Genomic DNA, 14,335 nt, shown 5'->3' with positions numbered 1-14,335 from the left:
GAGAGCACAGGGTCGCGTGACAGAGCGGATAATCGGAACCGCCACACTCGGCGGTGGCGGTTCCGAATTCCTGGTGGGCAGGGCTATGCGATGCGGCTCACCGACCGAGTCCTACGACGTCGTGCACCGGATCGACACGACGACCGGCAAGCCAGGTCTCGACGACCTCGATCGCGTCGAACTGTTCCGGATCAGTGGTGAGTGGATCTGAGCCAAGAACCACGAAGTCGGCGAACTTGCCGGGCTCGATCGAGCCGATCTCATGTTCGGAGTGTAATTGCCAGGCAGGCCAGATCGTCTGGGCGCGAATCGCGTCGCGGAGATCGATGCGCAGATCCTCGCCCAGGACGACACCGGACCTCGTCTTCCGGGTCATCGCGGTCCGCATGTTCAGCAACGGGTTCGCCGGGGTCACCGGGGAATCGTTGTGCAAGGAGAACGGCATTCCGCATTCTGCGGCGGCCCCGGCCGGCGTCCATTCGTCGGCTCGGTTCCCGAACAGTCCGCGCAACACGTCTCCGTAGAAGTGGATGTGGGCGACGAAGAACGAGATCGTCACACCCAGATCATGTGCTCTACGGACCTGTTCACCGGTGACGGCCCCACAGTGTTCGAGCCGCAACCGGAGGTCGGTTCGCCCGGTTTCGCGCATGACCTGTTCGAAGGTGTCCAACACGGTGTCGATCGCCAGGTCTCCGTGCACGTGACAGGCGATCTGCCAGCCCTCGCCGACATGGGTGCGACAGATCTCCAACAGATCTGCGGCCGAGTAGTTGCTGCATCCGCGGTGCCCGGGATGCACCCCGACGGCACGAGTCTCCTCGCTGTCCTCATAGCCGAAACTGGTGTGGATGTTGCCGATCCAGGGTGACCCGTCCTTCCATACCTTCACGCCGACTTTGCGGAACATCGAGTCGCCGGCGGCGGCCGGTGCGATGTGGGGCCCGGCACCGGATCGCTCATACGCGCGGATGCGTACCGGACTCTCGAACCGGCCCAGGTAGTCGGAGACCGCGTCGTAGTTGGTGGCCTCGAACGCAAGATCGCCGGTGGTGGTGATGCCGGCGGCCGCGAAGCGGTGCAGTTCGTGGTGCAGGAAGCCGTCGAACGATTCCGGGCGGGCCTCCATCTTCGGGCCCATCAGGATCATCGATGCGGGGACCTCGCGGCCTTCGCCGGTCAGTTCACCGTCGTCGGAGCGGATGAACGCGGAGCCGACCGGGTCCGGTGAGGTGCGATCCAGACCGAGGCGGGCCAGCGCGGCGTCGTTCGCCCACGACGAGTGCGCCGAGTAGTGCATCACCGACACCGGTATCTCTGGCGACAGCTCGGTGAGCAGCCGGCCGGACATCGCCGGCAGGTCGGGTACCAGCAGTGGGTCCCAACCGAACGCGATCACCCAGTCCTCGGGCGCAGCGAGGGCGATGGCGTCACGGAGGCGTTCAAAGACTTCGGCCGCTGTCGGGCATTCCGACGCGCGGATGTCGACGGTATCCGGACCGAGCATGTTCATCTCGGCGGTGGGGTGCCCGTGCGCCTCCACGAATCCCGGCAGGAGGGTGCGCCCACCGAGGTCGATCACCCGGGTGTCGGGTGCGTACTGTGCGCGCACCTCGCGCTCGGTCCCGACCGCGGTGATCCGTCCGTCGGCCACAGCAACGGCCTCGGCGAGATGGAAATCGGCATCGACGGTGATGATCCGTCCGTTGAGAAAGATCGTGTCCGCGTTGCGTGTCATCGGCTCTCCTCCGTAGCTGTGATGGCCCCGCCTTTCGCACGACGGCTGCGCAGGAGGTAGGCCACCGCGGCAGCGGCGGCGATGAAGACCGCCCCTTGTACAGCGAGACCGTGGCCGAATCCTTCGACGTCGAGTGACGGGCCGGTGCTGAACAGCGATGCGATGGGCGCAGCCGTGGCGAATCCGAGACCGAATCCGAGCTGTCCTACAGCAGGTTTCACCGCAGACACGGCTCCGACCTGGTCCGCCGGGGCGCACCCCAGGATCACTGCGGCCTGCGGGTTCTGCATCCACATCACGGCGAAGCCGACACAGAACAGGCCGGCGGCAGGCAGCACGATGTCGGTCGGTGCGGTCACCCCGAGCTGGGCGATCAGGCTCGCAGCACATAGCAATAGGCCGCTGACGAACATCGTGCGAGTACTGAGCCCGAAGCGGCGCTGCATGGTGGCGGCCGCGGCGGAACCGGACACCATCCCGAGGTACATCAGGGCGACGATCGCGGTGACAACCGCCGGTGCGACCCCTCCGGGCAGCGCCAATGCCGGGTACTGGCCGAGCATCGATGCATCTGCCCAGTTGAAAAGGACACCTGCGAGGCAGGCGGCGCTGAATGCGGGAATGGCGAACAGCCGGATCGGGAAGCCTGGCTCGCGTACCCGCAGTTCCCACCAGGCGAAGACGGCAAGGGCCACGATGGCGAACGAGAGACCCAGCAGGACAGCCGGTTCAGACCAACCTCGGATCGAGGCCTGACCGATCGACCACACGAGAGCGATGAGGCCGGCTGCGGCCAGCGCGACGCCGACGGAATCGAAGCGGCGACTGGTCGCAGCACGGTTCTCGGGGAGCAGTAGCGTGGCCGCCACCCCACCGACGAGCGCCAGACCGCCCAGCAGGGCGTACATGGTGCGCCATCCGAATGCGCCGAGGATGGTGCCGGAGAACGCGGTGAACACCATCAGCTCGGCCGAACCGAGGGCGAAGAAGATGCCGAATGCCTTGGGTAACTCGGCTTTCGAGTACAGGGTGGGGATCATTGCGACGCACATCGAGAACATCATCGCTGTCCCGACACCCATCAGGATGCGGCCGATCGTGAAGATCGCGACGTCCGGTGCCAGCGCGGTGACCACGCCGGCGATGCCCATGAGGCTGACACCGGCAACCAGCACTCTGCGACGTCCGTGGCGGTCGCCGAGGATCCCGACACCGAGCATGGACGCCGCCAACACGATCGTCCCGACGCTTTTCACGAATGAGGCGATGCCGGGATTCATCCCGAGGTCGGAGACCGCGCCGGTGAAGGCGATGGAGTGTAGGGACGGGTCGAGCGGTTGGAGCCCGCCGATGCCGGCGATGCACAAGATGGCCCAGAAGAGGGGACGCCGCGACCGCAGCTGATGTGAGCGCCACTGCTGGGGAACTGGTGTGGACGGGGCAGGTGGTGTCGACACGGGGTGTGTCGATGAATCGATGGTGGGCAATCCGGTCATGGGACTGGCCTTTCGTGGTGAGGTCCAGGCCACTGAGCATCGGCCCAGTGGCCGAGCTCACTTTAATCCACGACATGGAATAAATAAAGTCCCAGTCAGGCGGCCGCCATCCGGGCCACTGCCGGCCTCGCCAGAATGGCGTTGCGACCTGCGATGACCATGCCGGAGATGGATACGTCGTCGGAGGCGTCGGCTCGGTATTCGACCGACAACGAAGCCAGCGACGGTAGGGACCCGACCGAATCGAGATAACCGCGTAGGGACGGCTCCACGTGCGCGGCGAGGCGGCAGAGGTAGCCGTCCACGATCACGACCTGCGGGTTGACGACCGACGCGACGGTGTCGATGGTGATGCCCAACCAGCGGCCGACCTCGGCGAGGGAGGCATTCACGAGATCGTCACCGGCATCGGCTTTCTCGACGATGAGATCGAGCAGGTCAGGGTAGTTCTCCGACAGGTCTTCGAACGATGGGGCCGAGCCGCTGATCGCGGCGTACAGGTAGCGCAGGCCGAGGTGGGTCTCCACGCAGCCGCGGCGGCCACACCAGCACGGTTGTCCACCGGGATCGATGATCAGGTGGCCGAACTCGCCGGCGAGTCCGCCGGCGCCATGCACGATGCCGTCACGGTCCAGAATGCCACCGCTGATGGCGTTGCGTCCGCCCAGATATACGACGGGCGCGGTCGGTCGCTCCAGACGTTGGTGCCGGGCGAGCAACGAGAAGTTGGTTTCGCGGTCGATGCCGACCAAGGCGGTCTCGACGCCCGCTCGGGCCAGCATTTCCAGGGCGGCGCCGAGCAGGTCGACGCTGCCCCACCCATTCAGTACGGAGCGAATCACCTGGCCGCGCTCGTGATCGACCGCGCCGGGTATCGCGAACTGGGCGGACAGGGGGCGCAACCCACGTCGGCGTGCGTCGGCGACCGCAGACACGAGCGCCTCTTCGAGTTGAGGCGCGTAGGTTTCCCACCCCGCCGGACCGCTGATCGGGCGACGGGTCTCGGCGATGACGTCGCCACGGAGGTTGCCGATGGCGGTCATCACATGGTTGCGGCTGCAGCCGAAGGCCAGTGTGCAGGTCGGCTCGGCTGCCAGGGCGACCGGATGCGCAGGGCGCCCGCGGGTCTTCGTGCGTGGTTGAGGCACCTCCTCGACGAGACCACGGGCGCGCAGTTCGTCGACGAGGCCGGTCAATGCGGTGACCTTCAGACCACAGAGGCGAGCGATCTCTGCGCGAACCATGGGCCCGTCGGCGGCCAGCACACGCAGCACCTGGACGAGGTTGTGCTCGCGAAGGTCTGCGACAGAGCCACCACGGTCGAGCGGAGATGTGCGCGGTCCTGCGGCATCCATGCGAACACTCCGGTCGCTCGTCGGCAGATCCGGTCTACCGGTTGGTGGGAACTGTATCGACCTTAGGTCGGATCGGCGCGGATCCCATCAAGCGCTCGCCGGGAATCGAACGCACCACGATCGCCTCGGTCTCTGGCCGCCGGCGTCAGCCCGTGAGCACCAGTAGTGCGAGGCGTGCTTCGATGACCGAGATCGGTGTGGGGATCGTCTCGGTGAGATGCAGGTGCGGGCCGTCGTCGGGTGGCGGCGCGTCTGGTTGCGGTGGTGGGTGGAGTTGTGCGCGAACCTGTTCGAGGTGCTGCGCATACAGCACGGCGATGTCGGGGCGCCGGTTGAATTCCTGCGGGTTCGGCGGTGCGCCGTCGGCGCTGTTGCGGCGCCACCAGGTGCGGCCGGTGTGGGGGCCGTCCTCGTAGATGCCGGTGGTGAATTGGCCGATCCCGGGTCCGACCATCCGGTTGTGTTTCGGACACGCCGGGGCCAGATCGATGATGTCGGTCAATCCGCCGGCAGCGAAGTCGCGGCGGGCGTGATGCAGTTCGACGTGGGAGGCCGGCTGATCACAGCCGGGTGCCGAGCACACCTCCCCATCCGGGCGGGCGAACGACGCCAACCGTTGAGCCCGGGTGGCACACCGTTTGGCCTGCCCGAAATACAAGGGCTGCGGGCTCGCATCGGCGAACACCGCCAAATACTGTTGGGCCTCGGCAGCCAACCGGATCACATCGGTGATCGGCAACAGCGACCCGGTGGCGGTGGTGCCGAATCCGGTCTCCCGGATCAGATCGGTGAGGTCGGCCTTGACGATCAGCTGCACCGGCAACCCCCGATGGGATTTGCCCAGCAACCCATCTGCAAACACTGCCCGCAACAAGGCTGCCAACGCATCATGATTGCGTTGGGCCTGGGTGCGGGTGTCGCGGGCGGCGGCCGCTTTCAGCGCCTCGGGGTCGGCGTCTTCTTCGGCACCCGAAGGGGCGTCGGGATCCTCGGGGTTGTTGAGGCCGGGTTTGGCCCACGCGGCCAGCATCATCTCCAGCAACGCCCGGGTTTCCGGATCCAGATGGCCGGTCAGTTTCGACATCTGCTGCGCGTTCTGCCGATTCAGCCACAGATTCCGCTTACGTTTCCGATCACTGTCGTCGGTCAACTCGCCGTCCGGATCCAGATGCGCCAACACCCGCTGACCAAGGATCACGATCTCATCCGGGGTGTGTTTGACCGCCAACTCGGCCAACGACGCCTCCGCGGCCACCTTCTTGTCATGCGGCGCCTGCTGCGGGATCGTCTCCAGAATGTCGATCACCGTACTCAGATGCGCCGGCCCGACCTCACCGGCCGCGAACGCCGCCGCCAACTCCGGATAGCGTGGCTCGGCGCACTGCCCACCCAACTGCCGCATCCGCCCGGTCGCCGCGATCTGATCCTTCCGCCGACCCGGTTCGGAGACCCGCACCTCGACATTGAGGAAGTTCGTCAAACTCCGAAACCCCATCGCCCGCGGCACACCCCGATCCGACAACTCCAGAATCTGGCGATTGCCCTCGAACAACTGCCGATTGACCGCCCGCTCCGAGGCCCGCGCCACCGCCAGCACCTCCGCATCACTACAGCGCGTCAGATCCGCCGCCGCCAACCGATCCAACACCGCATGCAACTCGGTGAGCAGACCCGGCACCTCCGACAACGACTCCTGCGCGTCCTGCGTGTCGTGCGTGTTCGGCTCGGCCATACCCACCCCCCCAGCGGACCATCGTTCGAATGTGTGTTCGAGAGTACAGCAGATTTGTTACTCCGACAAGCTCCTGATCGACAGAGTTCGTAACCATATCGACGGCACCAAGTCGGCGGGGATCACACCATTCCGCACTGGTGAAAGCCCTATCCTTACCACTGTCGGGGGCTGCGAACTCTGGATCGGTGGTGCTCTATGGCCGCAGGTGTCACGTGCGGGTCCTGCGGCACGGGTCTGCGCGACGGCGCCAGGTTCTGCGACCGGTGCGGGGCTCCGGTGGCAACGGTCGCCGATCGTGCGGAGTACAAGCAGGTGACGGTGCTCTTCGCCGATGTGGTCCGATCGATGGGTATCGCTGCCGCAGTCGAACCGGAGCGCTTCCGGGAGATCATGACCGGGTTGGTCGAGCGGGCGGCGATCGTTGTCGAACGCTACGGAGGGACCGTCGACTACACCGGTGACGGAGTGATGGCGGTGTTCGGTGCGCCGGTCGCAGTGGAGGACCATGCTGCGCGGGCGTGCCTGGCGGCCTTGGAGATCCAACGGCAAGCCGACGGCCTTGCGGCGGAAGTATCTCGCATCGATGCAGTGGACTTGCGCGTGCGGGTTGGGCTGAACTCAGGTCAGGTGATCGCAGGAGAACTCGGCTCGGGATCGTTCGGCTACACAGCGATAGGGGAGCAGGTCGGGTTCGCGCAACGCATGGAGTCGGTGGCCCCGCCGGGCGGCGTGATGTTGTCGGAGTCGACCGCTCGGTTGGTCGACGGCCTCGCCGTGCTGGCGGAGCCGGAGTGGGTACACATCAAGGGCGCGGATGAACCGGTGCGTGCACGACGGTTGCTGGCGGTTCGCCGACGCCACGGGGTGGTTGGGCGTACCGGGGCCCGACTGGTCGGCAGGCATCGGGAGATGGCAATGTTCGACACTCTCGTCGACGGCGCGATCGCCGGGCGCGGTTCGATCGTGAACGTGGTGGCACCGCCCGGTATCGGCAAGAGCCGTATTGCACGGGAGGTTGCCGACCTTGCGGTCGCCCGCGACGTCGAGGTGCTGTGGTCCTTCTGCGAATCGCATGCCCGAGACGTTCCGTTCCACGCCGTGGCAGGCCTGTTGCGGACGGGACTCGGTGTGGCGGATCTCGATGGGGAGACCGCGCGCAGGCGGGTCCGGAACCGACTCTCCGATGCCGACGCGGAGGATCTGTTGTTGCTCGAGGACCTTCTCGGCATCGCCGACCCCGATGTGGCTCTGCCGCACATCGATCCGGATGCCCGGCGACGCCGGTTGACCGCGCTGATCAATGCCGCGTCGCGGCAACGCGCCGGGCCGGTGCTGCTCATCGTCGAGGACGTGCACTGGATCGATTCGGTGAGCGAGTCGCTGCTGGTCGACTTTCTGGCAGTTCTCCCTGATACACCGTCGGTTGTTGTCATCACCTCACGCCCCGAGTACCGGGGAGGCCTGCTGAATCTATCGGGTCTGCAGCAGATGACCCTGTCCCCGCTGGACGCATCGGACACGGCGTCGCTGGTCGACGAGCTCCTCGGCTCCGATCCATCGGTCGTCGAACTGGCCGAGATCGTCGTCGAGAGGGCTGCGGGTAATCCCTTCTTCGCCGAGGAGATGGTGCGGGAGTTGGAGCAGCGCGGGGTGCTCGCCGGCGAACGCGGAGACCACATGTGCCAACTCGACATCGCTGATGTCAGTGTGCCGGTCACGGTGCAGGCGGCCATCGAGGCACGTATTGACGCGCTGCCCGCCCGAGCCAAGCGCACCCTGCACATGGCGGCGGTGGTGGGGGCCCGATTCGGTGCGGACCTGCTCGCCGAGGTGGAGGCCGAGTCGGCGGTCGACGAGCTGCTCGACGCCGAGCTCATCGATCAGGTGCGGTCGCTCCCAGTCGTGGAGTATGCGTTCTGCCACCCGCTGATCCGTGCGGTGGCCTACGAGTCGCAACTGAGGTCCGACCGCGCCGGCCGACACCGGCGTCTGGCCGCCGCGATTCGCGACCGCGGAGCCGAGGATGAGCACGCGGCCCTGATCGCAGGTCACCTCGAAGCCGCCGGCGAGCTACCTGCGGCCTACGGCTGGCACATGCGTGGCGCGAGTTGGTCGGCGAGTCGCGATCTCGGCGCGGCGCGGGTCGGCTGGGAGCGCGCCTGCCGAGTTGCCGACGGGTTGCCCGGCGATGCCCCCGACATCCTGGAGATGCGCATCGCTCCACGCTCGATGTTGTGCGCTACCGACTGGCAGGCACGACCGGTACAGCACACGTGGGGCCGCTTCGCCGAACTACGCGAGCTCTGCACCCTGGCCGGGGACAAGGTGTCGCTGGCCATCGGCATGAGCGGCCTGGTCGCCGAACTGCTCTACGCGGGACGTCCCGGGGAGGGGTCCAGGCAGGCATCCGACCAGATGGAACTTCTGGAGTCGATCGGAGATCCAGGATTGACAATCGGATTGTCCTTCTTGGCCTTTGCCAACTGGTTCAATGCCGGGCAGTTCGGTGACATCCTCCGGTGGTCGCAGATCGTCATCGATCTGGCCGACGGCGACCCCGCCAAAGGAAGCGGTTTCGGACTGGGATCGCCACTGGCGATGGCCACGGCGTTTCGGGGCATCGCCCGATGGTGGTTCGGTCATCCCGGGTGGCGGGAGGATCTCGACGATTCCCGCGTCATCGCCCGTCATAGCGACCCGGGCACCCTCGCACTCGTTGTCACATGGACGTTCGGACCCGAGTTGTTGTACGGGGTGCTTCGCGCCGACGACTCCATGATGCGGGTTCTGGAGGAGACCGAAGGGCCGGCGCACGCGGTGGTCAACGACTTCGGACTCCTGGGGGCGCGCTACCTGCGGGTGCTGGCGTTGCTCTATCGCGACACGCCGGACGAGCGAGACCAGGGGCTGGCTTTGTTGGGAGATGCCGGGGGGTTCGTGCGTGAACGTGCTCCGTCGCTTGCCCCTGTGCTCGAGTTGTTGGCGGCTCGAGAGCAGGCCCGACGCGGTGATCGTGCCCGCGCCATACCTGCGATGCGTGCCGCTGTGGAGGACTTGCGCAGTGAGGGACGGCCCGGATGGGGCGTCGCGGGCACCGCGCTGTTCGTCGAGACATTACTGGAGCGACCAACCGGTGGCGAGCTCGCCGAGGCGCGCCGGGCCATCGAGTGGGTGGCGGATCTGTCGTCGGGCCCGGATGCGGCGATACCCGAAATCACCGTGCTGAAGTTGCGCGCTCTGCTGGCCACAGCGGTAGGCGACGAGGAGGCTTCCCAGGACCTGGCGCGCCGGTATCTCGCGATGGCCCGGTCTCTGGGCTTCGAGGGGCACATCGCCTGGGCCGAGGTAATGATGGATGCGGCCGGGTGGCGATGAGCCTCACCGACGCATGATCTCTGCCAGGGTGCGGCGGTCCATCCATCTCTGCTCGACCGGCCGCTTGACATCCGCCTCGATGAGCGCCGGGTAAGAGGTGAGGTCGGTGAACTGCAGCCGGCCCGACTGGAAGCCGATCATCGCACTCGCTCGGCCGCCGGACTCGAGTTGCTCGGAGAGGAACTCGATGCAGCGGGCGGTGAGGCTGGTCGCGTGGACGCGGTCGAACGGTGACGGGTCGCCGCCTTCTTGTACGTGCCCGAGTACCGATTGCCGGGCATCGAACAGTTCGCCGCCCTCCTTCTCGAACAGCGATGTGATGAACCAGGTGTTGTACACAGGGTCGGCGCCCTCGCTGCGAATGATCAATCCCAGCCGTTTCCCCGACCGGAATCCCTCGGCCATCGAGTGGATGTCGGTGGTCAGATCGTCGATGGTGATCCGGTCCTCCGGCATGTAGATCCGCTCGGCGCCGGAGGCGATCCCGGACAGCAGGGCCAGGTATCCGCAGTCGCGTCCCATCACTTCCACGACGACGACCCGGCGGGTGGCCACCGCAGATTGCCGGATCTTGTCGACGTCGGACACGATGCTGTTCAAGGCGGTGTCGCTGCCGATGCTGAGTTCGGTTCCGGGCACGTCGTTGTTGATCGTCATCGGCATGCAGACGATCGGGATGTCGAGGGCGGGGTACTCGTCGCGGTGCAGATGCAATGCGTGGGCGGCCTCGTAGCCCGACCATCCGCCTGCCATCAGGAGACCGTCGATCTTGTGGGCCACGATCTGCTCGGCGATCTGCCCGATGGCCGCGCCCGAGGGCACATACCGGTTGGTGCCGAGCTCAGCGCCCCCGTCGGACACCCAGCCGCTGACATCCATCCAGCCCATCTCCTGGACCTCGCCCCGCCGGAGTCCGCGGAAGCCGTTCTTGACCGCCAGTACCGCGTAGCCGCGGTCGAGCCCGAGCCGTACGGCTGCCCGCACCGCGGTGTTCATGCCCGGTGCGGGCCCTCCGCCGTGCATCACCGCGAGCCGGAACCGTCGCCGGCCCGCGGGAGTGGGCCGTGGCGCGGCCTGTTGGACCGTCTGCAGGATCTTGTGGGATTGCCGGAAACTTCCCCCGCGCAACAACATCGCGCCGTCGTAATCGTGGGCCTTGATGCGTTCGGCGACTGCCTGTGTCTGCTCGACGCACTCCATCAACGGGGAGGTGACCACCCGGTTGCCGCGCAGGCCGATCAACTGGGCGGGGGACTGGGGTTCGTCGGTGAGCAGGCGCTCGACAGCGGCGTGTCCGAGCAGAGTCGCCAGGTACCGGTCGAATGCGGACGGTGAACCGCCGCGCTGCACGTGCCCGAGGGTGGTGATGCGGGTGTCCTCGCCCAGTTCGTCCTCGAGGAGTTTTCTGATCTGCTCGGCGGTGATCGGGTTGCCGTCGCGGTCTTCGGCGCCCTCTGCGACGACCACGACGCTCTGTCGGCGCCCGATGAGTCGGCCCGCCCGGATGTCACGGCACATCTGCTCGGCCCAGCCGTCGGCCGGCGGCTGTTCGGGAATCAGCACCCAGTTCGCCGCGGTCGCCAGCGATGCCATCAGTGCGAGGTAACCGCAGTGCCGGCCCATGACCTCGACCACGAACGAGCGCTGATGGCTGGACGCCGTGCTGCGCAGGGCATCCATCGCCTCCACGATCCGGTGCAACGCGGTGTCGGCCCCGATCGTCATGTCGGTACCGGACATGTCGTTGTCGATCGAGCCCACCAGGCCGACGAGACGAAGGAACGGATGGGCCTCGGCGACCTCTTTGGCGATCTCGCCCGCGTCCACCGCCTCGGCGAGAAGGTCCGGCCACTCGGCGCGAAACGTGTTCGCGCCGGTGAGGCTGCCGTCGCCCCCGATCACCACCAGCGCGTCAATTCGGCGCTCGAGCATGTTGCGGGCCGCGGCCCGCCTGCCCTCCCGGGTGCGGAACTGCTGTGAACGTGCTGTTCCGATGACTGTGCCGCCCTTGCGTAGGATGCCGTCGGTGTCGGCGACCTCCATGCGCCGGATCAACTCGCCGCCCTCGACCAGGCCCTGATACCCCTCGTGGATCGCGTAGGCGTTGATCCCGTGGTGGAGCGCGGTGCGAATCACCGCCCGGACTGCCGGGTTCATCCCCGCGGCATCGCCACCACTGGTCAGAACTCCGATGCTCGTTGGTGCCGAGCCGACCTCAGCCATCACGGTGCCCTGACCGCGGGCGGCGATGTAGCGAACCTCGGTGTTTCATCGGTACCCCGTGTCCTCGTGCTGTCGTGGGCGAAACCTTGCTCGCAGGGCTTCGGCTATGAGCATCGCGGTCCCGGGCACACTGCGCAACTACTTGCCCGCAGACGTTGAACGTGCGATGTCGTATCGCAGCGAGGGCGTGTCGGCCGGCGGATCGCAGTGCGGCCACCCGTCGCCCGGGTGGCAATCTGGAGGCCGAATCCGCGGTGCCTGTTGGGCGCGATCAGTCGAGTTCGATGGCGCGCGTGATCATTTCGTCGACGACGACATCGAAGGTGTGGTCGAAGTCGCCGGCCAACCGCTGACCGATCGCGGCTCCCGCAGAAAGTGCCCGCGCATCGACCTCGCTGTTCGGCCGCCGAATCGGTCCGTCGAAAACGCCGTCCAGGTCCTTCCCGTCGACCGTGATCCCGCGCGTGACGCCGATGCCGACGACGTTCGCATCCGACCACCGATTGACCGGGAGGCCACGAATGATCAACGGCTCGGGCCCGACTCGCAAGACCAACACACCGTGGTCGCCCTTCAACCACACCAGGTCGCATCCAGGCGCGATCTCGTAGCGGTCGATGGTGTGAATGCCCCGTGGCGAGACGTCGAGGTCGGTGCGGACACAGTCCGCGACGACGAGCCAACCGTCTCGAGGCCCTCCGTCCACGGTGATGTCCATCCGAAGCACCTGCTTCGGTGGTCGTTTGCGCTCGGTGGACACGAGCGTCGCAGAGGCGATGAAGTCTGTCATGGCTGGCGGAGGGCCTGGATGCGGGACGGGTCGAGTCGGGCGGCAGCTCCTGGAAAATAGCCGCCCTTGCGTTCGGTTCCGCCGAGCGTGTATGCGGGATCGTTGAGGATGTCCGCCACCGTCACGGTGTCGGAGAACTCGCCACCACCCTCGTGGTATTGCGTGGGGATTCGGCTCTTGTACTTGAGATAGAGGCTCTTGAGGTACGCCGTGTCACGGTCGCGGTACGCCTGGTTCGGCGACGACACCTCTGGCGCGTCGCTCGCGTAGCTGCCTAGCAGCCCGGCGTAGTCGGCGCCGTCACGGGGCCCGTTGTAGGCGTCGGCCATCTCCTGCAGCATGTCTCGCTCGGTCATCGGTCCGGCGCCGAGGCCGGCCCACATCTGCTCGCCCCCGGTCTCGCCCATGAACACGGCGTTCTCGCCCTGCCAGGCGCCACCGGGGTGCTTCAGCAGATACTTCGGGTGGTTGTAGAAGTACACCCAGTCTCCCTTCTTGGTCGGCCGACTCCCGATCGTGCCGGCCTCGCCAGGGCCGGCACCGTGTGCCGAGGTCAGCATCCCCTCTATCGGAGTGCCTTCGGTTCCGGTGTGGATCCGCAACCGTTTGTCGTCGGCCACCGAACCGTTGGTCGATCCGAACAGCGTGTCGAACTTGTCGTCACCGATCGCCGCTCGCATCGTGTCGATCTCGATCGCCACGATGCAACTGAGGCATTCGGCGATCGTGAGTCCCTTGAGCCACGCTTTGACGCCCGCCGACGCGCTCGTGCCCGGCTTCAGCTTCCAATCCATCCAGCCGACTCGGTCGAACATGGTCGGGTCGGCAAGGCCACTGCGCCAGTCGTCGTTCCACGGGTAGTTGGCCGGGTCCCGCATATGCTCGGCGTGGTAGTTGTAGTCGTACCAGACCCCCTTGTCGGGACCGAACTCCGTGTTCGCCTTCGTCATCCCGGCTACGACGCGCTCGCCCATCTCGTCGGTCGAGGCATTGATCTCCGGCGCACCGGCCTTGCCGCCACCTCCGGCGATCTCGTCGAGCTTCCCCATCGTCTGGCGGCCGACCGCGCCGTCCTCCAACGCCAATCCGTGCTTGTTCTGGAAGGCGACCGCCGTCGCCCTGGTCTCGGTCCCGAAAACGCCGTCCATCGTCCCGTCGGATTTCGTCGACTTCGGCATCGCGAATCCGTTCGCGACAAAACCTTGCTGCACCTTGGCGATCGCCGGGTCCGTCCGACCTTTCCGGAGGGGTGGTGAGTTGTCGTATGCCGCTTCCAGAACCGGGTCACCTGCGTAGCGAGGAGAGGTGAGATTCAAGGCTTTCTCGGCCGGGCTCAACGGGGCCCGCTGAATAATGACGTCCCCGACACCCTCGCCGCCTCTGTTCCGGCGTTCGGCGGAGAGCATCACGAGCGAGGACACCGCCTGGTTGCCCGCTGTCTGCTGCAAATCGGTCAACTGGTCGGATGGAGTTCGCCGACCGTCGGTGCGCGTCGACGCGCGCTCCGCGGCCGACCGAGTGCCCGACATGGACTGTGGGGGCCGTCGTCCGGGGTCGGCGCGTCCGTGCATGAAGTCAGTCTGGGGCACGGGCTGCGGACGCGGAGGAAACTCTGCGTGAGCG

8 protein-coding genes are annotated in these 14,335 nt (G+C 66.6%); 1 reads left to right on the top strand and 7 read right to left on the bottom strand.

Translation table 11 applies throughout. The features are described from left to right. Positions 1-97: 97 nt before the first annotated feature. The 4 genes from AC4AMJ_RS08780 to AC4AMJ_RS08765 all read right to left on the bottom strand — a co-directional run bounded on the left by AC4AMJ_RS08780 (position 98) and on the right by AC4AMJ_RS08765 (position 6,321). The gene (locus AC4AMJ_RS08780; RefSeq protein WP_489917819.1) at positions 98-1,738 is read right to left on the bottom strand and encodes an amidohydrolase; all 1,641 of its coding nucleotides are present in this window, start codon (positions 1,736-1,738) and stop codon (positions 98-100) included. Further along, positions 1,735-3,234, bottom strand: a complete 1,500-nt coding sequence (locus tag AC4AMJ_RS08775; RefSeq protein WP_489917818.1) for an MFS transporter — start codon at positions 3,232-3,234, stop codon at positions 1,735-1,737. Before AC4AMJ_RS08775 ends, AC4AMJ_RS08780 begins: the two co-directional genes overlap by 4 nt. 95 nt (positions 3,235-3,329) lie before the next feature. Further along, on the bottom strand, positions 3,330-4,589 hold the full coding sequence (locus AC4AMJ_RS08770) for an ROK family transcriptional regulator (RefSeq protein ID WP_489917817.1): 1,260 nt from the start codon (positions 4,587-4,589) through the stop codon (positions 3,330-3,332). Between the two features lie 145 nt (positions 4,590-4,734). Continuing rightward, positions 4,735-6,321 (bottom strand): HNH endonuclease signature motif containing protein, encoded by a 1,587-nt coding sequence (locus tag AC4AMJ_RS08765; RefSeq protein WP_489917816.1) that lies wholly within the window; start codon positions 6,319-6,321, stop codon positions 4,735-4,737. A gap of 198 nt (positions 6,322-6,519) precedes the next feature. Here AC4AMJ_RS08765 and AC4AMJ_RS08760 point away from each other — a divergent pair, with 198 nt between their 5' ends. After that, positions 6,520-9,699 (top strand): AAA family ATPase, encoded by a 3,180-nt coding sequence (locus AC4AMJ_RS08760; RefSeq protein WP_489917815.1) that lies wholly within the window; start codon positions 6,520-6,522, stop codon positions 9,697-9,699. A 3-nt stretch (positions 9,700-9,702) separates the two neighbouring features. On the opposite strand, the gene AC4AMJ_RS08755 is transcribed toward AC4AMJ_RS08760, so the two are convergent. The 3 genes from AC4AMJ_RS08755 to AC4AMJ_RS08745 all read right to left on the bottom strand — a co-directional run bounded on the left by AC4AMJ_RS08755 (position 9,703) and on the right by AC4AMJ_RS08745 (position 14,283). Next, on the bottom strand, positions 9,703-11,922 hold the full coding sequence (locus tag AC4AMJ_RS08755; protein ID WP_489895944.1) for a 6-phosphofructokinase: 2,220 nt from the start codon (positions 11,920-11,922) through the stop codon (positions 9,703-9,705). Positions 11,923-12,193: 271 nt separating this feature from the next. After that, the gene (locus AC4AMJ_RS08750) at positions 12,194-12,712 is read right to left on the bottom strand and encodes a hypothetical protein (protein WP_489895943.1); all 519 of its coding nucleotides are present in this window, start codon (positions 12,710-12,712) and stop codon (positions 12,194-12,196) included. Then, on the bottom strand, positions 12,709-14,283 hold the full coding sequence (locus AC4AMJ_RS08745; protein ID WP_489917814.1) for a peptidoglycan-binding domain-containing protein: 1,575 nt from the start codon (positions 14,281-14,283) through the stop codon (positions 12,709-12,711). The genes AC4AMJ_RS08750 and AC4AMJ_RS08745 overlap by 4 nt, the downstream gene beginning before the upstream one ends. Between the last annotated feature and the right edge of the window lie 52 nt (positions 14,284-14,335).

This window comes from Gordonia sp. LMA484, from assembly GCF_058129505.1.
Note: the sequence above shows the minus strand (reverse complement) of the source record. Positions and strands in the feature narration are given on the sequence as shown.

What these genes read in the sequence shown, in the direction of transcription:
- AC4AMJ_RS08780 (WP_489917819.1), bottom strand. Translation starts at nt 1,738, where the DNA reads ATGACACGCAACGCGGACACGATCTTTCTCAACGGACGGATCATCACC.
- AC4AMJ_RS08775 (WP_489917818.1), bottom strand. Translation starts at nt 3,234, where the DNA reads ATGACCGGATTGCCCACCATCGATTCATCGACACACCCCGTGTCGACA.
- AC4AMJ_RS08770 (WP_489917817.1), bottom strand. Translation starts at nt 4,589, where the DNA reads ATGGATGCCGCAGGACCGCGCACATCTCCGCTCGACCGTGGTGGCTCT.
- AC4AMJ_RS08765 (WP_489917816.1), bottom strand. Translation starts at nt 6,321, where the DNA reads ATGGCCGAGCCGAACACGCACGACACGCAGGACGCGCAGGAGTCGTTG.
- AC4AMJ_RS08760 (WP_489917815.1), top strand. Translation starts at nt 6,520, where the DNA reads ATGGCCGCAGGTGTCACGTGCGGGTCCTGCGGCACGGGTCTGCGCGAC.
- AC4AMJ_RS08755 (WP_489895944.1), bottom strand. Translation starts at nt 11,922, where the DNA reads ATGGCTGAGGTCGGCTCGGCACCAACGAGCATCGGAGTTCTGACCAGT.
- AC4AMJ_RS08750 (WP_489895943.1), bottom strand. Translation starts at nt 12,712, where the DNA reads ATGACAGACTTCATCGCCTCTGCGACGCTCGTGTCCACCGAGCGCAAA.
- AC4AMJ_RS08745 (WP_489917814.1), bottom strand. Translation starts at nt 14,283, where the DNA reads ATGCACGGACGCGCCGACCCCGGACGACGGCCCCCACAGTCCATGTCG.